Annotated in this window: 20 protein-coding genes and 1 tRNA gene; 11 read left to right on the top strand and 10 right to left on the bottom strand. The window is 37.9% G+C overall.

The window, feature by feature from the left end; genetic code table 11:
* Positions 1-36: 36 nt before the first annotated feature.
* Positions 37-1,179, bottom strand: coding sequence for a glycerophosphodiester phosphodiesterase (locus NQ782_RS09565; protein ID WP_057094214.1), 1,143 nt, complete (start codon positions 1,177-1,179; stop codon positions 37-39).
* Between the two features lie 263 nt (positions 1,180-1,442).
* Between NQ782_RS09565 and NQ782_RS09570 the strand changes: the two genes are divergently transcribed.
* Together NQ782_RS09570 and NQ782_RS09575 are read left to right on the top strand one after the other, a co-directional pair.
* Positions 1,443-4,538, top strand: coding sequence for a multidrug efflux RND transporter permease subunit (locus tag NQ782_RS09570; protein ID WP_057094215.1), 3,096 nt, complete (start codon positions 1,443-1,445; stop codon positions 4,536-4,538).
* 72 nt (positions 4,539-4,610) lie between these two features.
* On the top strand, positions 4,611-5,186 hold the full coding sequence (locus NQ782_RS09575; RefSeq protein ID WP_001135450.1) for a DUF4112 domain-containing protein: 576 nt from the start codon (positions 4,611-4,613) through the stop codon (positions 5,184-5,186).
* A 50-nt stretch (positions 5,187-5,236) separates the two neighbouring features.
* Here the strand turns inward: NQ782_RS09575 and htpX are convergent, their stop codons facing one another.
* Positions 5,237-6,142: a protease HtpX gene (gene htpX, locus NQ782_RS09580; protein ID WP_000984535.1), complete on the bottom strand. Its 906-nt coding sequence runs from the start codon at positions 6,140-6,142 to the stop codon at positions 5,237-5,239.
* Positions 6,143-6,399: 257 nt separating this feature from the next.
* Positions 6,400-7,263, bottom strand: coding sequence for a lytic transglycosylase domain-containing protein (locus NQ782_RS09585; RefSeq protein WP_000798650.1), 864 nt, complete (start codon positions 7,261-7,263; stop codon positions 6,400-6,402).
* A gap of 503 nt (positions 7,264-7,766) precedes the next feature.
* Between NQ782_RS09585 and ttcA the strand changes: the two genes are divergently transcribed.
* Together ttcA and NQ782_RS09595 are read left to right on the top strand one after the other, a co-directional pair.
* Positions 7,767-8,672: a tRNA 2-thiocytidine(32) synthetase TtcA gene (gene ttcA, locus NQ782_RS09590; protein WP_000271251.1), complete on the top strand. Its 906-nt coding sequence runs from the start codon at positions 7,767-7,769 to the stop codon at positions 8,670-8,672.
* 206 nt (positions 8,673-8,878) lie between these two features.
* Complete coding sequence (locus NQ782_RS09595; RefSeq protein ID WP_001110719.1) at positions 8,879-9,262, top strand: SCP2 sterol-binding domain-containing protein; 384 nt, start codon at positions 8,879-8,881, stop codon at positions 9,260-9,262.
* Between the two features lie 91 nt (positions 9,263-9,353).
* On the opposite strand, the gene NQ782_RS09600 is transcribed toward NQ782_RS09595, so the two are convergent.
* On the bottom strand, positions 9,354-10,466 hold the full coding sequence (locus NQ782_RS09600; RefSeq protein WP_001984613.1) for a transglycosylase SLT domain-containing protein: 1,113 nt from the start codon (positions 10,464-10,466) through the stop codon (positions 9,354-9,356).
* Between the two features lie 372 nt (positions 10,467-10,838).
* Here NQ782_RS09600 and greB point away from each other — a divergent pair, with 372 nt between their 5' ends.
* Both greB and NQ782_RS09610 read left to right on the top strand, forming a co-directional pair.
* Positions 10,839-11,333 carry a transcription elongation factor GreB gene (gene greB, locus NQ782_RS09605; protein WP_000841361.1) on the top strand — a complete coding sequence of 165 codons (495 nt, stop codon included), beginning with the start codon at positions 10,839-10,841 and terminating at the stop codon, positions 11,331-11,333.
* A gap of 89 nt (positions 11,334-11,422) precedes the next feature.
* Positions 11,423-11,512 (top strand) — tRNA-Ser (locus NQ782_RS09610).
* Between the two features lie 80 nt (positions 11,513-11,592).
* On the opposite strand, the gene NQ782_RS09615 is transcribed toward NQ782_RS09610, so the two are convergent.
* Complete coding sequence (locus tag NQ782_RS09615; protein WP_057093049.1) at positions 11,593-12,123, bottom strand: SgcJ/EcaC family oxidoreductase; 531 nt, start codon at positions 12,121-12,123, stop codon at positions 11,593-11,595.
* A 607-nt stretch (positions 12,124-12,730) separates the two neighbouring features.
* Here NQ782_RS09615 and posA point away from each other — a divergent pair.
* Positions 12,731-16,729 carry a delta-poly-L-ornithine synthetase PosA gene (posA, locus tag NQ782_RS09620; protein WP_057092853.1) on the top strand — a complete coding sequence of 1,333 codons (3,999 nt, stop codon included), beginning with the start codon at positions 12,731-12,733 and terminating at the stop codon, positions 16,727-16,729.
* Between the two features lie 64 nt (positions 16,730-16,793).
* Here the strand turns inward: posA and NQ782_RS09625 are convergent, their stop codons facing one another.
* Entirely contained in the window at positions 16,794-17,300 is a 507-nt protein-coding gene (locus tag NQ782_RS09625) for a GNAT family N-acetyltransferase (RefSeq protein ID WP_001027820.1), read from the bottom strand.
* Between the two features lie 33 nt (positions 17,301-17,333).
* The gene (locus NQ782_RS09630) at positions 17,334-17,591 is read right to left on the bottom strand and encodes a YjhX family toxin (protein WP_001054060.1); all 258 of its coding nucleotides are present in this window, start codon (positions 17,589-17,591) and stop codon (positions 17,334-17,336) included.
* A gap of 278 nt (positions 17,592-17,869) precedes the next feature.
* Here NQ782_RS09630 and NQ782_RS09635 point away from each other — a divergent pair, with 278 nt between their 5' ends.
* Positions 17,870-18,289 (top strand): hypothetical protein, encoded by a 420-nt coding sequence (locus tag NQ782_RS09635; RefSeq protein ID WP_000750918.1) that lies wholly within the window; start codon positions 17,870-17,872, stop codon positions 18,287-18,289.
* 136 nt (positions 18,290-18,425) lie between these two features.
* Complete coding sequence (locus NQ782_RS09640) at positions 18,426-19,172, top strand: hypothetical protein (protein ID WP_086231140.1); 747 nt, start codon at positions 18,426-18,428, stop codon at positions 19,170-19,172.
* Positions 19,173-19,218: 46 nt separating this feature from the next.
* Here the strand turns inward: NQ782_RS09640 and NQ782_RS09645 are convergent, their stop codons facing one another.
* Positions 19,219-19,854: a Shedu anti-phage system protein SduA domain-containing protein gene (locus NQ782_RS09645; RefSeq protein ID WP_000230746.1), complete on the bottom strand. Its 636-nt coding sequence runs from the start codon at positions 19,852-19,854 to the stop codon at positions 19,219-19,221.
* A gap of 794 nt (positions 19,855-20,648) precedes the next feature.
* Here NQ782_RS09645 and NQ782_RS09650 point away from each other — a divergent pair.
* Positions 20,649-21,227, top strand: a complete 579-nt coding sequence (locus tag NQ782_RS09650) for a TetR/AcrR family transcriptional regulator (protein WP_024439320.1) — start codon at positions 20,649-20,651, stop codon at positions 21,225-21,227.
* Positions 21,228-21,306: 79 nt separating this feature from the next.
* Here NQ782_RS09650 and NQ782_RS09655 read toward each other — a convergent pair whose 3' ends face one another.
* Positions 21,307-22,170, bottom strand: a complete 864-nt coding sequence (locus NQ782_RS09655) for a metal-dependent hydrolase (RefSeq protein ID WP_057093793.1) — start codon at positions 22,168-22,170, stop codon at positions 21,307-21,309.
* Between the two features lie 108 nt (positions 22,171-22,278).
* Here NQ782_RS09655 and NQ782_RS09660 point away from each other — a divergent pair, with 108 nt between their 5' ends.
* Positions 22,279-22,896, top strand: a complete 618-nt coding sequence (locus tag NQ782_RS09660) for a TetR/AcrR family transcriptional regulator (RefSeq protein ID WP_057093986.1) — start codon at positions 22,279-22,281, stop codon at positions 22,894-22,896.
* Positions 22,897-23,010: 114 nt separating this feature from the next.
* Here the strand turns inward: NQ782_RS09660 and NQ782_RS09665 are convergent, their stop codons facing one another.
* Positions 23,011-23,616: a nitroreductase family protein gene (locus tag NQ782_RS09665; RefSeq protein WP_001100693.1), complete on the bottom strand. Its 606-nt coding sequence runs from the start codon at positions 23,614-23,616 to the stop codon at positions 23,011-23,013.
* Positions 23,617-23,619 lie beyond the last annotated feature (3 nt).

Genomic DNA, 23,619 nt, shown 5'->3' on the forward strand with positions numbered 1-23,619 from the left:
GGGCATTCATTGCCCTGTTTTTTTATGAAGATTGAGTTATTTTGCAGCTTTTTCAAAATTAGTGACAGCTTCACGACCGAGTGCTGGGTCATCTGTAAAGACGCCATCAACACCTGCCTTGAAATAGGCTTCAAACTCTTTTAATGCACCAGATGGACAACGTTCTGCAGGTTTATCTGAGCTGCACTTTAACGGCGCTGGTAAGAAGTTATTTTCTGGTCGGAAAGTATAAGGATGTACTTTTAAGCCAGCCGTATGTGCATCAGAAATAAACGTACTAGTTTTATAAGAGCCATCATTATTAAAGGTCAGTATGTAACCTTTACTTGGTCCTACACCATTTGCATATTTGGCAACATCTTTTAACCCTTGTGCTGTGGCTAAATCAGCATAAGTTTTAGTGTCACCAGACTCTACGAAGTCTGCTGGTCGAGATGTTTTTGAATCGTATAGCTGAATAATTTGTGCATGTTTAAGCGTTTTATGAAGATCAAGCTCCCTTTTTAAATCTTTTAGATTCTGAACTTCAAAAGACTGTAAATAGACAGGTGCAATATCACGTGTATATTTATATTTGGCTAAGGTTTTTAGAAGAGTATCTTCCATTGCCAGATTTTGATTTTTAAAATAAGTCGGATGTTTCGTCTCAATATATAAGCCTATAATTTTCCCCGTCTTTTTATAGTTAGCTTCGGCAAGCTCAATGATTTGTTCTAGAGTTGGGACAGGGTAAAGATCATTATAAGCTGTGTTGGCTGGTCGAAACTCAGGAATACGTTCACGCGCTTTAAGCTGCTGTAATTCACTTAAAGTGAAGTCTTCCGTGAACCAACCGGTTAAGTCGACGCCATCAATATTTTTTGTTTTTTTACGGTCTGCAAACTGACTTAAAGCGCTTACATTGGTTGTTCCACCAATCTCATTCTCATGGCGGGCAACTAATACGCCATCTTTTGTAGAGACTAGATCCGGTTCAATGAAATCTGCGCCGTCATCAATCGCTTTTTGATATGAAGCTAAAGTATGTTCAGGACGTAAAGCGCTAGCGCCGCGGTGTCCTACTACTAGAATTTTAGGAAGTTGATATTCTGGCGTGGTTGGCGTCGTTTCAGTTTTATCGTCATCATTACAACCAACCAAGCTAATTAAACTTAAGCATAAAAGTGCTTTTCTAAACATAATTCTACTCATATTGTTTTAATTGAAACGACTCAAGTTTCAGGGCTTTGTTTGACATGATCATGAAGAATTCATGAATTTTAAGTGACACTCGTTAACTGGTTTTTTATTGGTTTGTTGGAAATATTCAATCACGCTTTGTTTTTGTCTTAATTACATTTATTGTTTAATTCTACTTGTCTTTTTTATACCGCTCGTTGATCATCACAAAGTCTCGAAGCGGCATTTACTTCTGTTAATTAACGACATCATACCGAGCAGCCATGCTATCTAAATTTTTTATTCAACGCCCCATTTTTGCCAATGTATTGGCGATCATTGTTATGGCTTTCGGTATTTTTTCGGTCATGAATTTGCCTGTAGAACGGTATCCAGACATTGCTCCACCTAAAATTACTGTGTCAGCCAACTATAGTGGTGCAGATGCACAAACGGTTGAGCAAAGTGTTACTCAAATTTTAGAACAGCAAATACAAGGGATTGATCACTTACTCTATTTTAGTTCATCGAGTGACTCATCTGGACGTAGTCGAATCACCATAAGTTTTGATAACGGAACAAATCCGGATACTGCTCAGGTCCAAGTACAAAATAGTATTAGTGGCGTAATACGTCGCTTACCAGATGAAGTTCAACGTCAAGGTGTTACTGTAAGTAAGTCACTGGGTGACACTTTTATGGTAATTGGCTTATATGACTCGACTGGTAAAACAGGAAACATTGAGCTATCGGACTATTTAACTACGCATGTGGTAGATAACCTGAACCGTATTGAAGGGGTGGGTGAAACTGATGTATTTGGTTCACAGTATGCCATGCGTATCTGGTTAAATCCCGATAAATTAAAGCAATATAATTTAATGCCAAGTGATGTAGCGAATGCAATCACCGCACAAAATACTCAGGTCGCCGCAGGGGCAATTGGTGACTTACCCGTAATTGACGGTCAATATTTAAATACAAAAGTCACAGCAGGTTCTCGTTTAAAAACAGTTGAGGATTTTAAAAATATTGTCGTGAAGTCGAATAAAACGGCGAGTTATGTGTATTTAAAAGATATTGCCAGAGTTGAGCTAGGTGCAGAAAACTATCAGTCTTTTAACACTATTAATGGCTATCCTGCCGCAGGTTTGGGTATTTCTTTATCTTCGGGTGCAAATGCAATTCAGACCTCTAAGCTCATCCACCAAACTCTAGATCAGCTTACAACGAAACTACCAGCGGGTTATAAAATCGTTTATCCACGAGATAATACGCCCTTTGTTCAAGAGTCAATTAAGGAAGTAGTAAAGACTCTGGTAGAGGCGATTATTCTGGTTATTTTGGTCATGTTCCTGTTCTTACAAAGCTGGCGTGCTACGCTCATTCCGAGTATTACCGTTCCAGTTGTGATTTTAGGAACTTTCGCTGTCTTATATGTGCTTGGTTTTAGTATTAACACCTTAACGTTATTTGCGCTGGTACTTGCGATTGGTTTGCTGGTCGATGACGCGATTGTGGTCGTAGAAAACGTTGAGCGGCTCATGCATGAACAGCACTTATCTCCTAAAGAAGCTGCTATTGAGTCGATGGGGGAAATTAGTGGTGCCTTAGTCGGGATTACGTTGGTTTTAACTGCTGTTTTTATTCCAATGTCCTTTTTAGGCGGTTCAATTGGGGTGATTTACCGTCAGTTTTCTATTACTTTAGTTGCCGCTATGGCGTTGTCGCTTATTGTTGCGCTCATTTTAACACCGGCTTTATGTGCATTAATTTTAAAACCAAATCCTAAACCTCAGCGCTGGGCCGTATGGTTTAACCAAAAGATTGAGCAACTTAAAAATCAATATATCAAGCTTGTTCAGACGAGTATTCATTACAGTAAATCAGTTATTGTGATTTTTGTGGCTTTAATTGCCGTTTTTACGCTGTTCTATAACGGTTTAAAAAGCGGTTTTATTCCTAAAGAAGACCAAGGAATTTTAAGTGTTCAAATTAAGCTCGTAGATAGCGCACCAATTTCTCAAAGCCAGAAAATTGGTGAGCAAGTCCGCCAATATTTCTTAACTCAAGAAGATAAAAACGTAGATTTGGTTTTAATCCGCTATGGACGAAATTATTCGGGCACAGGACAAAACTTGGCACAAGGGTTTATTGCTCTAAAACCGTGGGATGTCCGAACAGGAAAAGAAAACTCGGCTGAGGCTATACAAAAGCGTGCCATGAAATACTTTAGTCATTTTAATAATGCACAGATTAATGTGACTTTACCTGCCTCAGTTAATGGCTTAGGTCAAACAGATGGTCTGGATTTATGGATTCAGGATTTGAATGGACAGGGGCAAGATTTTCTAGATAGTGCCTTCCGCCAATTGCAGGCTCAAAGTAAAAACTATTCATCTTTTGAAAACTTTGATAAGCAGTCAACCAATAGCAAGGCAAATCTTAATATTAAGATTGACCAGAAACAGGCACTAGCAAATGGACTACAGCTATCGGCAATTAATAATACTTTATCTAGCGCATGGGGCGGAACTTATGTAAATGACTTTATTGATCGGGGCCGTATTAAACGTGTCATGATTCAAGGTGATGCCGAGTTTAGATCTAAACCAGAAGATTTATATAACTGGTCTGTACGTAATGACCAAAATGAAATGGTTCCCTTTAGTTCATTTGCCAACTTTAGCTGGGGCGGGGCGCCGGAAATTGTAAAACGCTATATGGGATATAGTGCTTTACAACTACAAGCAGATGTCGCGAGTGGCAGCAGTTCTGGCCAAGCGATGAAAGATGTAGAACAACTTGTTAACCAACAAAAAGATATTGGTTTAGCGTGGACAGGTTTATCTTTTGAAGAACAGAAGTCGACTAATCAGGCCGTGTGGTTATATTTAATTTCGGCTGGATTTATTTTCTTATGTTTAGCTGCTTTATATGAAAGCTTAAGTATTCCTGCCGCCGTAATGACATCTATTCCGCTTGGTGTAGGAGGAAGTGTGATTTTCTCTTATATTTTTGGTTTGCCAAATGACGTGTATTTCCAAATTGCGCTATTAACGACTATTGGTTTGTCATGTAAAAACGCCATTTTAATTGTTGAGTTCGCGGCCTTAGCGCAAGAAAAAGGTAAGAATGCCATTCAGGCAGCCTTAGAAGGTGCGAGCTTACGATTAAGACCGATTTTAATGACATCTTTGGCTTTTGGTGCTGGTGTGATTCCTCTTGTGTTTGCACAAGGCGCTGGTGCGGTTAGTCGTCAAGAAATTGGTATTAGTATTTTAGGTGGCGTTATGTTTGGTACTGTACTGGTTCTTTTCTTTATTCCAGTCATGTACGTGTTACTGCGTTCCTTGTTCAGATCGAAAGCTTCAACCTAAAAGTAAACAATTTAAAAACGGGCATCAAATCAAGTATATTAAGATTAACTTTTCTTCTTATATTTGATTTTGATGCCTCAAGAAAAAAAATTAACACAGCAGCAGGTTATCGCCCTAGAACGGGATCTTGCCAAGTTTGCAACCATGATGGACAGTGCAGTTCGCATTCCTTTTACAAAGCAAGGTATTGGTGCTGATGCTGCCTTAAGTACTATTCCAATTGCAGGTGATGTCGCTGGTTTCGCATTGACCTGTTATGCCATTTATAAGGCTAAACAAATAGGAGTGCCTCAGCATAAGCTCAATCCAGTGATTAAACTTGCTGTAGTCGATGCCGTAGTCGGTTTTGTTCCAGTTGCAGGGACTATTTTCGATATTTTTATACGTCCCAGTCGAAAAGCATTAGATGTGGTGCATACGCATATACGTGAAGAATACGCGATCCAAAGTGATATTCATGTCGTTCATCCGTATTTACATGAAAAGCTCGAAAAGAAGCAACAACAGTCGGCATTCTGGCGTAATCCTGTTGTGAGTTGGTTATGGTTGCACATACCCGATTTATTAGGTGCGTTTGTACTGCTTTTAATTGGCTTAGCTGTGTGGTGGGGTGCAAGTTACCTTTGGGGACTTTATCAAACCGTGTAATCAAAAAAATAAAGCCTCCATTTGGAGGCTTTATTTTTACATTAAACGTTTTATGGGCAATCTAATTGGTGTAGAGCTGCCACACGTTGTTCAATTGTAGGGTGAGTTTGGAACAATGCAGCTAAACTAAAGCCTTGTTCTTTACCTTCCGCAATTGCGAACGCTTTCATTTCTTTTGGCATTTGGTCAGGTAACTCTGTTTCAGCTTGCAAACGTAATAAAGCAGAAATCATCGCTTGTTTACCAGCTAAACGCGCACCGGCTTCATCTGCACGGTATTCACGGTAACGAGAGAACCACATCACAATGGCAGAGGCAAGAATACCGAACACGATATCTAGAACCATTGTAATGATGAAATAACCCATACCTGGGGCTTCATTGTCTTGACGACCAAAGACATTACGGTCAATAAAGTCACCTACTACACGAGCAAAGAACATAACGAAGGCGTTTACAACACCTTGGATGAGCGCCAATGTGACCATGTCACCATTTGCAACGTGGCCGATCTCGTGCGCGAGCACAGCACGTAGCTCATCTTTGTTCATACGCTCAAGTAGACCGCTTGAAACGGCAACTAAGGCATCATTTTTATTCCAGCCTGTTGCAAAGGCATTAGACTGATATGAAGGGAAGATACCAACTTCTGGCATATTAATACCAGCACGTTGAGAAAGTTCAGCGACTGTTTGCAATAACCAGCTTTCAGCTTGGTTACGAGGAGCATTTGGGTCAATCAGTTCTGTACCAGTAGTTTTCTTAGCCATCCATTTGGACATGAATAGAGAGACTAAAGAGCCCACCATACCGAACACAAAACAGATGACTAAAAGGTTGCCTAGATTTAAGCCACCCGCGCCATGGTAACTACCGACACCGAAGAGTGACAAAATAATGCCAGCTACAACCAGTACCGCGAGGTTGGTAAGCAAAAACAAACCAATCCGCATCATTGAGAAAATCCTCTTATAAATAAAATATTATCTGATTTATAAATTATAAATCACTCAGCTAATATGCGGCGCTTAGGGGAAAAATTCAAGAAAAAAATAAGGAATCAATACATTCTTTGCGATCGAAGAATGTATTTAAATTAAACAAGTTATTAGAAGGCCCCTCTGAACACGACAGTGCGGGTAATAGATCATTACAATTTTTTGACAATAGAACCCGCTAAATAAGTAACCGTAAGGTATGAGGCTTTTTAAGCTTACTCAATCCGGATATGTGCAATAGCAGTTGCATTATTGGTGACATAAGTTCCCGTAGGTGCATCTGTATATGTACCATCTGGCAATGTCACGATTTGGCGCGAGGAAGAATACTTAATAGGCTGAGCAGAGACTTGCGTAGAGGTACTGTGCGGTATGGCTGGCTGGTTTATCGCTTGGGCAGAAATACTTGAATTGCTAAAAGAAGAAAGGCCTACACCAGAAGAATATAAGTTTTGGTAGCGGCTTGTGACTCGGCGAACATAATCTTGGGTTTCACGGAATGGGGGAATACCGCCATATTTATCGACGTTTCCTTCTCCTGCATTATAAGCGGCAAGCGCCATTTGCGTATTACCGTTAAAACGTTTGAGCAACCAACTTAAATATTTAGCACCAGCGAAGATATTTTGCTGAGGATCATAAGCGTTAGATACGTTAAAACGACGAGCAGTAGCCGGCATAAGCTGCATTAAACCTTGGGCGCCAACCGGAGAACGGGCATTTACGTTAAAGCCAGACTCGGTATGCATGACGGCTTTGATTAATCCTTCCGAAACGCCGTGCTGTTGTGCCGCCTGCTTAATAATATGGTCAAAAGCATTTTTGTTTTTGCTATAGCTTGGTAGAACCGAAGCCTCTGAAGTCCCCCAGTTGCTATAACTATGAATATTACTATCCGGGTAGTAGGTGACTTTTACTTTTTTGAGTGAATGGTCATAACTTTTACGGTTAGTCAGTAAAGTACTGCCGTTTTTGTCTTGGTAAATGTACATCTGACCTGCTGAAGTCGGCGTTATACCTACCGAAAAAGTGGTCATCCCCAGTAAACAAGAAAAAAGATATTGAACCGAATTTTTCATTTTATGTTATTCACAATTTTAGGGTCTCAAAACTTGTCAAAGAGTTTATCAAAAAATATTACTTAAAGAAGTTTTGTGTAATTTTTTTTATTTTGACTCTTTGAAAAAATCAAGCAGTTTTGCTCGAATGATCATCAAAAAAAATTAAAAAAATTTTTTAAAATGATTCTATTGACTTGAATAACTATTTGAAAAATAAGGGTAAAAATCATTGGTTAAAAAATGATCAATTTAAATAAAACCCTTAACAGAAGGTCAAAACAGTTTGTCAAGTATTAAGAAATCCACAATTTTATCCACAGGTTTTGTGGAAAACTGTGGAAAAGTCCAAAAAGTAAGCATTTTGCGCAAAAAATGAACTCATCGGTCAAAATAGCGCACTGCTTTTGCATCATGCCTGAGCATTATGACGACTTCAAGAATTGAAACTATTCTTTTGATGCGATTCTCATCCGAATCATATAAAATTGCGCGGTATTTTTATTTATGGGTATATCTCGTCTATGTACGCGCCAGTTGAGTCCAACGAAGGATTTAATTTTAAGCCTGAACTTCCAACAAGCTCGGCCTATTATCGTTTGCTTAAGAAGCTTCGCCGTCAAGTTGGACATGCCATCCGTGACTTCAATATGATTGAAGATGGTGACAAGGTCATGGTGTGTGTGTCTGGTGGTAAAGACAGTTATACCTTGCTCGACATTTTGTTGCAGTTCAAACGTATTGCACCAATCAACTTTGATATTGTTGCGGTTAACCTTGACCAAAAGCAGCCAGGTTTCCCTGAGGATGTCTTACCACGTTATATGGAAGAGAATAACATTCCGTATTACATTTTGGAAAAAGACACTTACAGCATTACCAAACGTTTAACTCCTGAAGGTAAAACGTACTGTGCTGTGTGCTCACGGTTACGCCGTGGTTCGCTTTATGGCTTTGCTCAAGAAATTGGTGCAACCAAAGTTGCGCTAGGGCATCACCGTGATGACATTATTGCTACTTTCTTCTTGAACTTATTCCATGGCGGTAGCTTAAAGGCAATGCCACCTAAGCTTTTATCATCGGATAAGAAAAATATTTTGATTCGTCCTTTGGCTTATGTTGAAGAAAAGGACATTATCAAATATGCAGAGTTACGTAAGTTCCCGATTATTCCGTGTAACCTTTGTGGTTCACAAGAGAACTTACAACGTGCCATGATCAATGAAATGCTTCGTGAATGGGACAGACAGTATCCAAAACGTTTACACAGCATTTTTGGTGCGTTACAGAACGTTTCACCTTCACAACTTGCTGACCGTGATTTGTTCGACTTCGAAGTTCTTGACTCGCAGCGCGAATTAGACTTTAAAGATCCAGAAGAACTGAAAAAACGTTTAGATGTAGTGAACTTAAGCTTTGCTGCTGAATAAAACGAATTAATAAGTCAATTGAAGGCACTTTATAAACAAGTGCCTTTAATGTATCAAAATACTAAAAAATGAATGTTCCGTACAAAAAGTCATAGCTCAACCTTAAAATTACATGCTATAACAACGCTCAAGCAGAAGTGCTTCACACGATGTTGTCTGGATAGGCAACACTAGAGAAATTGAACAAATAAATTTGAGGAAGAATCATGCCTGCATTTTTAACTGATGATTGGTTTGCGACTGTCGAAAAATTAACTGCTGAAGCAGGTGATCTTAATTTGCCACCAGCTCTTGCGAATTTGGCAATTAATTTAGTAGTTACAGATGCTTCTGGAAATACCGAATTAGCGTTAGATGGGGGTAAAATCCAAAAAGGTTTGTCTTCAAATGCCAAAACTACATTAAACATGGATGCTGAAACTTTACGTAAAGTATTCCTTGAGTTTGATATGGCAGCTGCTATGCAGGCATTCATGACTGGTAAAATAAAAGTTCAAGGCGATATGTCTCAGTTAATGGCTTTACAAACAGCTAAACCAAGCCAAGAACAAAAAGATTTGTTCAAAAAAGTATTAGAGCAAACCGCTTAAACTGAAAAAGTATTCATATAAAAAGCTTACCCGAGAGGTAAGCTTTTTATTTATACAAACAATGAATTTATCAACTTTTAGATGATAAAAACTAGATATTAATTCGCGTTTGTGCCGTTTTAATGTGCTCAAGATAAGCACGTATACGAGTCACATACTGAACCGCTTGTTTGTATCGACCATTGCGAGTTTTGTTACTCTGCAAATAATTATAGAGATTAACCCATTGGTTAGGGTCTTTCCCTTGGGCTTGCAAGCGCTTTTGAATCTGGTTCACCGCACCCGGTCCCATATTGTAAGCTACAAGTGCATACCAGTTGCGATCTGGGAAAGGAATATCATCATACTCACTTAACATGAGATCATAATATTTCGCACCGCCCTGAATACTCTGTGCTGGATCATTACGGTTACTCACACCCATTGCCCGAGCTGTACTATTGGTTAACATCATTAACCCACGTACACCTGTTGGTGAAACAGACTCTGGCTTTAGGTACGATTCTTGATAACCAATCGCTGCAAGCAAATGCCAGTCTAAATCGTACTGAGCAGCACTTTGTTTAAAGCTTGCTTTGTAAATCGGTATACGTGCACTTAAGTCACGTTGAATCGTAGACCAAGCTTCTGGTTTTACAACATTACGGTTATAAAAAGAAGCAAGTTGCTGAGTTAGGCCATTTTGTTTGCTTTGACAAACAAAACCGCTTGCTGTTTGTGTAAGCGGGTCATCTGCTTGTTTAAACACCCAGCTTAGATTCGGATTTAATCCATTTTTTTGCAAATTTACGATATCACCACAACTTGCAGAAAAAGACATTAAACCTTTGTTCTCGATTGAACTTAAGCTTGCGGTTGTCATGGCAAGATTTGCTTTACCTTGCTGAACCCACTTAAGCGCCGTGGCATTGTCTGTCACGATTTTGAAGTCCAACTTTACATTTAAGCTTTGTGCATAGTTACGCGCTAAGTCATAACCGAAGCCGTGTAAAAACTGGTCTTCTTTAAAAACAGTCGTTGGGCTTTCTACAGCAACCACTGTTAATGTGTTTGTGTTAACTACAGTATTGTACTGTAGGGTTTTTCCTGCATTGATACTATGAAAGGGAAAAAACATAGTGCTGAGCGCAAGAACTTTCAATGGGAGAGAAGAAAATAAAGAGCTAAGGCCAAGCCTCGACCCAGAACTTGAATTACTGTGCATGTTGTCTCCGCTACAGGTAATTTATGCCCTAAAAGTCAGACAAAAAGCTGCCATAACTTCTAAAAGTTGATAAATTCAATAAGGGGTGGGCAGTCATGACGTCATTCAAAATGACATGAAATGAAAAAAGCAAACTGTGTAGAAAATCTACATAGTTTTTGAGTGGGTTAAAAAATACTCAACATTTAAGATGCGCGCATCATAATATTGAAAAAAAGTATTGTCAAATTTTGTACAATTAAATATCCGATATATCATCATAACAACATGAATTTATTAAGGAAGAAAATTTATACACTTCTGATGTGAGAAAATAGGGTATAAAATGCTACATCTTGTAACCCTTATGTTGTTAATCAGTGGTTTTTAATCATGAAATCTAACTTAATCACTCGGTCAGGCCATGACAAATTAGTTGCTGAATTAAAACAACTTTGGCATGAAGAAAGACCAGAAATTACGAAAAAAGTAAATTGGGCTGCAAGCCTCGGTGACCGTAGTGAGAATGCAGATTATCAATATAACAAGCAGCTCCTTAGAAAAATTGATCGACGAGTACGCTACTTAGGAAAGCGTTTAGAAGAGTTAAAAATTGTTGATTACTCACCTGAGCAAGAAGGCAAAGTTTACTTTGGTGCGTGGGTCGACATTGAAAATGAAGAAGGGGAGCAAAAAACTTTACGAATTGTCGGGGTAGATGAAATTTATGATCACCATCCTCAGCATATTTCAATTGAGTCACCTATGGCACGTGCACTCTTGAGTAAAGAAGTCGATGATGAAGTAGAAGTACACACGCCTTTGGGCAAAAAGCTGTGGTATATCAATGCAATTCGCTATGAAAAACCTAAAAATGATGAAATTTAGATAGATTTGTTTTTATTTTGAGCGGTTGAATTAAAAATTAAATAAAAGATTTGCCAACTTGCATTTTTGTTTATATTATAGCGCTCGTTGGAAGCGTGGCAGAGCGGTTTAATGCACCGGTCTTGAAAACCGACGAGGGTGTGAGTCCTCCGTGAGTTCGAATCTCACCGCTTCCGCCAAAATTCTTAAAAAGCCCTTGTTAATGACAAGGGCTTTTTTTTTATGCATATAAATTACTAAAAAATGATCGTGTTCCCTTCTATATATTTCTAAGTATGGTCTCTCCCGTACGAGGGTTCGTCAAAGTGACATTTTCTAGCGCCTGAATGTACCAAGAATGATTCTTCTTGGTGAGCACAGTAAGAATGAGAGTATCAATCTGATGAGGCCCTTGAGGATGAGCTAGGCCTGCAGTGAGGCGGCTCCAAAAATGTGAAATACATATATCCTCACTCATAGGTATGAGGTCTATCAGCTCATTCTCTAGTGTTGAATCACGATAAATAGTTTCATGAATAGGTTGATGCATTGTAATAATTTCATCAACTCCTTTAACGTAGTGACCGAAACGGTTAACGAAAGTCGCCTCTTTATCAAAAAGAGCAGCAAAGGCCTGCATATCATGCTTATTCCAAGCGGTTTGAAATGCTAAAGGTATTTCTTTTGGGTTTATTATGTGTTGACTCATACCAGCACCACTGTTTAATTCTTTAAGTCCATTTTCAAATATTATAAATAAAGATACTTCGTCATGCTTAAATGAAACAGGTGATCTTAGCTCGCCTTCCAAGAGTATCTTCGTTTTAACCCATACAACTCACCACACCAAATAGGGTAGGTTGAGTTATGAGGAAAGTAGATAAACATCTGCTCGCTCAATCCGCTTAATGGAGTTAAGTTTTTATAAAATCCAGATAAAGATATAAGTTAAAAAGAATTGATGCATACAATTTTAATATAATGTTAATAATCAACCATCATGCATAAATTTAAATATACTCTTTTATTTTTTAAGAACTCTTTTAATAATTCAGAGCTAAACAATTAAGTTTAAAATATGGAGAATTTGTATACAGGATAGCTTTTATTAGTTTAATTAAAATGAGAACTATATAAATCTTGTGAACTCTAGCTTTTTACTTCATTAGTTTTGTACGTTTTTATCTTAAAGATAATCATAAAATTAGAATAATAATATTAACTATTTGATTTTTATTTATAAATTAAAATTATTGACTAAGGTTCTTACTGTGTTGAATAAACATCAAAACTAAAAAATTTAATCTTGCTTTAAGTTCTCTTAATTAATTTATGGCGTATCTAGATTTCGTTAATGGGTCAGAAAAATAAATTATGACTTCATTTAAGCCAAATCAGAAAATTAAGAGAGTATAAAAATGAACCAGTTTGTAACGAACACGAAAAATGTAATTCGTGGAAAGTATCATCCGGAATTTTTGCAGAATGAAGTCTTATCCGATATTTTTGCTCATACTGCACAAACTCTTCCTGATAAAACGGCTTTAATTGAAGCAGACAAAACGCTGAGTTATGGTGAGCTGTATCAGCAAGCCTTAATTATGGCTCAACATCTGGCTTTAAAAGGGGTAAAGCCAGGTCATATTGTAGGGCTATGGCTGCCGCGTGGTATTGAGCTTTTAAAAGCTCAACTGGCCATTTGTTTAAGCGGTGCAGCTTGGCTTCCTTTTGATATGGATACGCCCGCGGACCGTATTGCGGTATGTCTTGAAGATGCTGAAGCGGTAGGAATGATTACTACAGATGAATGGTATGAACATTTAGCTGAAGTGCCGCAAACAAAATGGACCAACACCGAGCTGCAAAAACCACTAAGCGAAAGTGTAAGTTTAGCAAAAACCACTCCAGATCAACCCGCCTATATTATTTATACCTCGGGTTCGACAGGTAAACCCAAAGGAATTGTGATTACTCAAAAAAATATTTGTCACTTTTTACGTAGTGAAAATAGTATTTTGGGTATTCAAGAGCAAGACAAAGTCTATCAAGGCTTTTCAGTCGCTTTTGATATGTCGTTTGAAGAGATTTGGCTTTCTTATTTGGTAGGTGCAACGTTGTGGATTGCACCGAAGTCACTTGTCAGTGACCCTGAGCGGTTATGCCAAACCTTAAAGCATGAACAAATTACAGTACTGCATGCTGTTCCAACGTTACTTGCCTTATTTCCTGAAGACGTACCTAATTTAAGAATTATTAATTTAGGTGGGGAAATGTGTCCAGACTCACTGGTTGACCGCTGGGCATTACCTCATCATCAAATGTTTAACACCTATGGACCAACCGAGACCACGGTTTCTGCAAGTCTTGAGTTATTAGAACGCGGCAAACCTGTCACCATTGGCAAGCCCTTACCAAACTACGGTATGTTGGTTATTAACTCTGAAAGAGAGTTGCTCGAGCAAGGTGAAACAGGGGAGTTATGTATTTTTGGACCAAGTGTGGCACAAGGCTATTTAGGACGTCCTGATTTAACCGCAGATAAGTTTATTGAAAACCCTTGGGCAATGAGTGTAGAGGAAGAATTACTCTACCGTACTGGGGATTTGGCTAAAATTGATGAGTTTGGTCAAGTACACTGTTTAGGTCGTGCCGATGACCAAGTTAAAATCCGTGGTTTCCGTGTAGAGCTTGGCGAGATCGAAGCTGCGCTTTGCGATATTGACGGAATTGGTACGGCAGCCGTTATTCTTCGTCCTGAAGACGGCATTGATCAACTTATTGCGTTTATTGCGCCAGAAATTGATGCAAAGCAAGCTATAGAAATTAAAGAACTACGGCATAACTTGAGTCAGCGATTACCGCCTTATATGGTGCCAAATCGTTTTGAGATTATTGAAGAAGTTCCACGTCTATTATCTGGGAAAATTGACCGTAAAGCTTTAAAAGCAAGACCGCTCACAAGTGTGGTAGATCGCAGTGAATCTGACCAGCCACAGAACCCAGCCGAAGAAATCTTGTTTGAAATTTTGAATCGCTTGTTCCCGAACATGCCGATTAAACTCGATTCCGATTTCTTTGATGATTTAGGCGGGCATTCACTACTCGCCGCTGTTTTAATTTCAAATCTGCGTGAGCATGCGGAATATAGCCATCTGACCATTCAAAACTTATATCAAGCGAGAAGAGTAGGCGCGATTGCTGCACTCATGTTAGAGCAGCCTGAACCTACTTTATTTGATAGCCAAATTGGACAAGATAACCCTCGTAATCAGACCTATAAATGGTTATGTGGTATTGCACAGCTCGTAACTATTCCGGTTTTAATCTCGATTAATATTTTGCAGTGGTTAGCGCCATTCTTTACCTATCACTACTTTACCGGTGGAACTCGCGACAGTATTCCGTATGCGATTGCGTTGTCTTTATTGGTGTATGTCAGTGTCATTATGAGCAGTTTTGTACTGTCGATTACGATAAAACGACTATTAATGTTAGGAATTGGCGCAGGGCGTTATCCATTATGGGGATTAACCTATTTCCGTTGGTGGCTAGCAGACCGTATTAGTAATATTTCACCTGTTTATCTTTTATCTGGTTCGACTTTACTTAACTTATATTTGAAAGCACTTGGCGCAAAAATCGGCCACGACGTTACCATTAGTTCCGTACATATTCGTATGCCATCTTTACTGACTATTGAAGATGGCGTGAGTATCGGTTCTCAGGTGAATTTAGAAAATGCCAAAGTTGAACATGGCCATTTGGTATTAGGTTCAATTCACCTTAAACAAGACAGTTATGTAGGTTCGTATGCTGTATTAGAAGAAAATACAGTGTTAGAAAAACAGGCCCATGTAAATGCCTTAACTTCAATTGAATATGACACGGTTGTACCTGAGGGCGAAATTTGGGACGGAACACCTGCTCAGAAAATAGGGCATATAGATGAGCAAGCTAAATTGCCAGGGCGTCCTAAACTATCGTTTATACGTAAAATTGCTGAATATGGATACTATGGCGTTAGCGCATTAATTATTGCCTGTCTTTTCTTTATTCCAATTTTTCCAAGCTTCCTTTTGGTCGACTGGTTAGATGTAAATGTATTTAATATTAACCCGAACAACCATTTGCAAATCGCGCTTTACTATTTCATTTTAGCGATTCCGGCTAGTGCAATGATGATGATGATTACTGCGGTGATTTCTTCAGGTCTGCGTAAAATTGCATTGCCGCGTCTTGAAACCGGAACCTATGCGGTTCATGGCAGCACGTATTATCGTAAATGGTTTGCGGCCCAAATTTTAGAAACCAGCTTACAAACCTTACATGGCTTGTTTGCCACCATTTATGCGCCTACATGGTTCCGTATGCTGGGAGCAAAAGTGGGTAAAAATACCGAAATTTCTACCGCAACCGGCGTCATTCCAGAAATGCTGACTTTGGGTGAAGAAAGCTTTATTGCCGATGCGGTAATGCTGGGTGATGAAGAGATTAAAGGCGGTTGGATGTCTTTAAAAGCAACCAAAATCGGTAACCGTAGTTTTGTGGGAAATAGTGCTTATATTGCTGATGGGACAGTGTTACCAGACAATGTTTTAATTGGCGTGCAGTCAAAAACACCAGATAACCGTGAAATGTATGACGGACAAACTTGGTTTGGTTCTCCGGCATTGCTGTTACCTGCACGTGAAGCTGCTGAAAAATATCCTGACCATTTAACCTTTAAACCAAGTATTAAGCGCCGTTTAATGCGCGGTTTTATTGAAGGGCTTCGTATTGTATTGCCGGCCGCACTTGCGATTGGGGTGGGTTATATGATCGTACTAGACGTTATTGATGTGATTAATAACTACAATATTGAGACAGGACTGGTTGCATTAACGCTCGCAGGGCTGCTTTATGGTGTTGGCTGTTTCCTTATTGTTGCGCTATTAAAGTGGATTTTGATTGGTCGCTATCAACCGCGTTCGGCACCTATGTGGACCATGTTCGTATGGTTAAGTGAAGGGATTACCAGCTTATATGAATCAGTTGCGATTCCTAACTTCTTAAACTACTTAAGAGGAACGCCAATGTTGCCATTCTTCTTGCGTATTTTAGGGGTTCGTATTGGTAAAGATGTTTATATGGATACGGCTGATATTACCGAGTTTGACTGTGTCAGCATTGGTGACCGTGCCGAGTTTAATAGCTTTTCAGGCCCGCAAACTCACTTGTTTGAAGACCGTATTATGAAAATCGGGCAAGTAAATGTTGGCAATGATGTAGTGGTCAATGCGCGCAGTATTATTTTATATAACGCCAACGTGAGTAACCATGCTGTGTTAGGGCCATTAACACTGGTCATGAAAGGTGAAAATATTCCGGCTAAATCTGCGTGGATTGGTTCACCAGCCGTGCCTTGGGTTCATAAATAATTAAGTGATGAAAAAAAGCCTCTATAAATAGAGGCTTTTTACTATGTGTGGTAAGCGAACTTATTTATTCAGTTGCCGTAAAAGCATCATGGTAAGTAACTTCACCTGAGGGAATATGGTTAATGAAGCTTAGAGCTTGAAAGTATTCATTAGGTACATCAGGTAAATTTAAATCAGGGTAAGATTTAAAACCAAATCGACTGTAATAATTTGGATCACCTAATAGAACGCAACCTTTTCCGCCTAATTCTTTTAACTTTTGAAGAGCTGCATTCATTAAAAGAGAACCAACGCCAATTCCTTGTTTCTTTGGACATACCGAAATAGGGCCTAGACCATACCAACCAGTGTCACCTGACGTGATTGTAACTGGTGAAATAGCCACATGACCTATAATTAAGTCATCTTCTGTAGCAACCAAAGAAATCGTAAGTTGCTTATGTTTACGAAGGCTATTCACAATAAATTGTTCAGTGTGGCTAGAATGCTCTTCATTTAAGAATGCGGCTTTCGTCAACGCTTCGATATTTTTAATATCTTCGGGTTGTTCATCTCGAATTGTAATATTCATATTTTTCTTTCTCTTAATAAATAGCAACTTATATCAACGATTGTCTAGTTGAGGGCGAACAGTCTGAAGCCCTAACAATGTAATTTGATAAGGTTGGCTATTTTTAGACTTGATTAAACGTTTTGCTTTTAGCTTTTTAAATACATCTAAAGAACAATCAGATAGCACGAAACCTTCTCGTGTGTAGCATTCAACGAAATAGACTGTGCCTGATGCGTCACGTTGGTATTTAATATGTCCGCCTTTAGCAAGGACATGGAGAGTTCGTTGTTCGAACTTTGAAAGATTCATGTTGGAGCCTTGATAATAATCAAACGTGCAAATAGAGGTGATCAGAAATATGACCACAGAAAAATTGCGACATTGATAATCAACTCAATAATAGAAATTGAGAGTGATTATCAGATGATTACTATCTCCAACATATAAACCTCTTTGAGAAGGGGGATACTTTTATTCAAAGGATATATTAACTGTATATATCACTTAATAACAAATGTTTTTTATATTCATAGACCTTTCATTTATATAAAATCAGGCAACAAAAAATTATGTATGAGTTTTAGTAAATGAAAAAAACAATTTTTAGCCTAATTTTCGCTACCTGTGCAGCTTTTTCAAATAGTATTCAAGCAGAAGAAGTTTATTATCAACAAGAAGATATCGCTTATGCTTTTGAACTAGATTCAATCGAATTTTATTTACCAAGTAAAAGTAAATTTAAAATTACTGCTACCAGAAAACTAGTTGGCGTACCTGAAACAAAATTTTATACAGGTGATTTTGATAAAGATAATATCGCACAATTCCATATGGCTTTTGACTGTTCACATAAGACGATACAGATTTTAGACTTTATGATTGGTGATAAAAATAATGGTGAACTTAAGTACAAGAGCGATAAAAAGAGTGAAGTAATGAAAGCCACGGGTGATAATGATTTAGCTATGCTTAATTTAGTGTGTGAAAATGCTAAGGCTATAAAATAGTGTCTGTGCATCATAAGGCTTGTTTTTAATACTCTTATATACAATTTTCTTGGCGACCCACCTTTGAAAAAATGAAATTAAAGATTTAACAATTATGATACCTGTACAGACATTCTCGGTTTTTGCAATTTTTTTGTTGTTTATTGCTCCATTGATTGGTGTTGTACTAACGCTAGGTTTATTAGTGAAAGCACTATTCTTTTGGCGAAATAAGGCTCAAAAGCCTGTGAGGTTTTTCTCTCAAAAAACATTATTCATTACGCTAGTGGCATTAATATGTGACCTGTGGGCAGGTTATTTATTTTATATGGCTGCATCGGTAGAGTATGAGTTCGCACTTAAACAGCATTACAAGGAACGTCGCAGTCATTTCGTTTTATCTCAAGATGCACAATATGGCGAACTGTTGATTCCCAAAGGGAGTTTAATTAGTCGTTACGATGCTTTTGACAACGGTGAGCCACAAGTACCTTTTAGTTTACGGGGATTACAGGCGGTACGTTTCCCTCATCCTATACAGGTTGCAGGAATGTGGGTAACTGCGATGGAGCCTCCTCGAATGGAATTGGCATGGGATCAGCATGTAGGTCCAGTTATGCGCTTTGATCCTAAGGAAGAAAATGGCTATGGTAAATGGGTTTACGATACGAAACGTCCTACCATCGCTTGTTCTCGTGGAGACATCGTGCTACTTGAAATTCCACTCATTGATTATGATATTCAAAAAGAATTTGGTAAACCTGAGCCTGATGGAGCTAATGCACGTTTTCGCCCGAGTGAGTGGGGCGTTCAACAATGCGAAAAAGGTCAGGGACCAATTAAGGTTAGTCCTGCATATACTGGGACTGCACCAAAGAAACCTTGGTTTCAACTATTAGACTGACAATATCCCATGTTAAAAAAAGCTTTATTTAGCTTAATAATGTCAGCTATAGCATTGTTTTCCATCTCATTATATACGGATATTTTTCCCAATAGTTTTGAAGTTCTGTAGAGTTTAATACACACGAATTTTCTTCAAAACTCCAGTAATGATTGGGATTTTTTTCATAATTTTCGATAGCTCTATCAAAAATGTCCATAGATCGAATTTCGATACTTTTCTGATTTTCAAAAGTTCTCCATAAGCTAGCCTCTTTCTGTTCCCAATCATTTTTTTCACCAATTACTAAGATATATCTAAATTTGCTCACCGCTCCAAAGATCCTGCTTTTCTCAGCAGGGTAAAAATTAAAATATCTTTGCCAACTTTTTACTTGTTCAATTCCATGATTTAACTCAGCACTAGGTTCATTTTTTTTGTTAAAGAGTCTTACATTAGGTTTTTCAATTTCGACTAAAACCCACTCAGGACCATCTGAATTATCATTTAACCAACAAAAATCACATCTAAAATTATTACCAAAACTAACTTCTGAAAAAATTGGTTGTATTCCCCAATGTCTTGAAAATAACTCAGAGAAAAGAAAACTATTTTCTTTTAGTAATTGTAGAAGTTCTCTTTCAGAAGATTTAACTCTTGCATTTTTTAGCTGCTCTTTTACTTTTACTAAATCAAAAACCATTATTCATCCGATTAATTATGAAGATCTAAAATATGTTACACCTACTAGCTTATTTAACCCGAATTTTGTTTAAGTGTTCAATTATGCATGTAAAACTCATTCATTATTTTAATAATTAAAAAACTGATTTTAAGTTTTCCTAAAAATTAACATACTACATCTTGTATGCAATCTTCCAAGCCAATTATCTTCCCCTTTATAAACCCCCATTTAACAATAACTCACCCATTATTTATCCTTACTTTTTAATGATCTAAATTAAAACAAATGTCATTTTGTGTGCTTGACTGCAATAAATCTGAAGCTTATCCTTTGCCTGCTGGCCACATTGCCAGCCGGTTTTAGCAGACCGTGTATTATCTCCCGCATCAGAGCTTTTCCTTCTGAGGAATAGTCTTGTGTGGTGAACTACTCGTCCCTTTCCCGTAGCGGTAGGACGGGAGAGGGACACCTTCGGGTGTGCTAGTTTGAGATAATACTAGTCTGCTAACCCTTTCTCGTTCTGCCACCATAATTCTATAAATGTCTGGCAGAACTCCCAATAAAAAGGAGTTGGCTTTGCACATCCATTATTTCTTGGCTCTCAATGCCAAAAGCTATAACGACACCACATAAACTTTAAAGCAGTTTGAGGGCCATTAGCGCTTTCAGGCTTTAAATCGTCACAACCAAAAACTTAGCAACAATAAAACTTGAGATGTGCCAAGCACAGTCTTTATAGGCTTTGCTGTGCCTTTTTTTCTCCCAAAAAAGTATCTCATTTACAAACAACAAGAATTTATAACGGTAAAACTATGCCAAATTTAGTTCTCCCAACACGTGCCTTATATGTTGTAAATAAAGCGATTGATCTGTTTCACCACCGTGGATTTCACCTTATTGGCGTCGACAGAATAGTGAGAGAATCAGAGATTACAAAAGCGACTTTTTATAATTATTTTCACTCTAAAGAACGACTCATTGAAATCTGCCTGATGGTGCAAAAAGAAAAGCTCCAAGAACAAGTAGTCGCAATGATCGAATATGACTTAGGCACTCCTGCCATCGATAAACTCAAAAAGCTTTACTTTCTACATACCGATATAGAAGGGCCGTATTACTTATTATTTAAAGCCGTTTTTGAGATTAAAAATAGCTATCCCAACGCTTATCAAACCGCAGTGCGCTATAGAACATGGCTAAAAAATGAAATTTATAGCCAGCTTAGAACACTAAAACCTGATGCCTCTTTTACCGATGCCAAACTATTTTTATATATGGTGGAAGGCACAATCATTCAGCTTTTAAGCTCAGGTGGGGTAGATGAAAGGGAGAGATTGCTAAATTATTTTCTTGGTCTAAGTGATTTAAGCCGATTCAAAATAGAAAGCTAAGGTCAATCAAAATGCATAAAAATTAAAAGAGTTATTTCTATAAAAGCCCGCTGATGAGGGCTTTTATATATTGGTTTTTCTAGCTGAGGTAGTCTCTAAGAAAGCCTGCTTGGCCAAATAGTTTTTCTCGGAATTCGGCTTCTAATTGTTCTGTTTGCATGTTTAACGGGTCAAAATTTTCTGCTCTAACATCTAACATATCTACAAATGCTTTAGACAAAATTCCGACCCGATTGATTCCACCAAAACCTAAATAAATACCATCCTTCAACTGTTTCAAAGTGAAGTTAATATCTTTTCTTTTTAAGATTTTTATCCAATATTTAAAAATAATAGGCGTGATGAGCTTTGCAACTCTAGCTAAAGCTGCTTTTCTGTTTTTGCTAGAATTTCCTCCTATCGCATTTAATACATCAAATGCGACCGATTTATGCTCAAGCTCTTCGAGGGCATGCCACTCCCACAGATTTCTGCTCTCTTGCGTGGTTTTTGCTTTAATTAACGAGTCTGTGAGTAATAGACGGGCAAGTGTGGCGGTATAGTGTTCCATCACGACTGTAGCAGCGACTTGTTCGACTGCTGAAAGTTGACGTAATTTATCCAAGCGTGCTTTGGTTTTGGCCTCAATTTCGACAACTTCAGGATAGTTCGAATGGATGAGGTGATTGTTCAGCGTTTTATGTTCACGGCTATGGAAAGCTTCTTGAGCAATAAAGGCTTTTATATCTTCTAAAAGGTTTTCATCCTTAATTTGATTTCGAACATTTCTGATGCTTTCTATAAAAAACATTTCACCAGCGGGAAACATCGCTGAAAGTACAACGAACAAGGAAGTAACAACAGGATTTTCCTCATAATAAAAAGAGTAACTTTTATGATGATCGTAAGTCAGTTCAACATTACGACGAAAAATTTTTTGATCCGATTTTAGAGCTGTATTCATTTTTTTAAACTCATCTTTATAAAATAATTGATCAAATTTTGATTTATACTAGAATTTATCAATGAATTTATACAGAAAAAAGACGGATTATTAGAAGGATAAAAAATTATGGTAACTATAAGAAAACCAAAACAAAATAGAGCAATAAATACCTTTGATTCTATAGTTAGTGCCGGATTTATATCTGTTATGAAAAATGGCTTGGACCATACAACAGTACTTAAAGTGTGTGAGATAGCAGGCGTAGGATCGGGGAGTTTTTATGAGTACTTTAAAAATAAAGAAGCCCTTTTTGTTGAGATGCAGCAGCACTTTATTGCGGAAATCTCAAAAGTTATTTATGGCGTGATTCCTGAAATTTTAGATTTAGAGATTCCTGAAGCAATCAGAACAATTTTTTTAAAAATTGGTGAGTTTTTGGCAAAAGATAATAATAAATATTTTTATTGGCTCAGTGTTTCTTCTAAATATAGTACTGAGGCAAGTCATGTAAAAGCCGTAAAAGCGATTAATGTCTTGGCCATTGAATATGCCATGAAGCATCCTGAAGTATTAAAAATCAAAAATTTAAAAATGATGGTTTATATTTTAATTCATTCAAGTATTGCTTTAACAATGAACTATTTTACTTCTGAAAATATGGGTTTTACTTTTGAAGAGTTAGTGGACTGCTTAATTAATATTACGATGTCATACATAGAAGATGATAGAAATAAGGTCGCTTAATTTCCATTCGCCAATTTATGATTTTTAGCGTCTAAATACATGCCAAATTAAAGGCTTCCATCTATTTATCATAAAACTAAAAATAGAATGAAAGCCTAAAATTTGAATTACAACTTAGAATGTATTTTTGATAATGACATCGTCGTAAGGCAGTTTGCCTACGCGCGGGTAAGGTTCAGAAGCTGATTTACCAACTGCAATCATTAAACACACCACGTGATCTTCAGGTAAGTTAATGAGCTTTGCCATTGCATCAAAGTCAAAACCATCCATTGGACAGCTATCTAAACCATGCTCTTGAGCAAGTAACATAAGGGTTTGAGCAAAGATACCCGCACTACGCATCACTTCGTCACGTTGGGTTTGTGGGCGGTCACGGTAATACTGGTCGATTGCACCAACCATAATATCTTGAACTTCTGGAGAAGCTCCATCCCATACACGTTTAGCATCAACTTCCCATGTATTTACTTTGGCACATAACACAATCAGTAATGATGACTCTGTTACTTGTGGTTGGTCCCAAGCAATCGCGCGAATTTTTTGTCTTAACTCTGCATCTTCAACAATGACTGGACGCCAATGCTGCAAGTTAAAAGCGCTTGGTGCATTTGCTAAAACTTCTTGTAATAACTGCTTCTTGTCATCTTCAGAGAGTTGAAAAGCAGGGTCGAAGCGTTTAACTGCACGGCGTTTGCGGAGAGCATCAATAACATTCATAAG

It is taken from the genome of Acinetobacter sp. BD54 (genome assembly GCF_044778325.1).
GTDB lineage: Bacteria > Pseudomonadota > Gammaproteobacteria > Pseudomonadales > Moraxellaceae > Acinetobacter > Acinetobacter baumannii.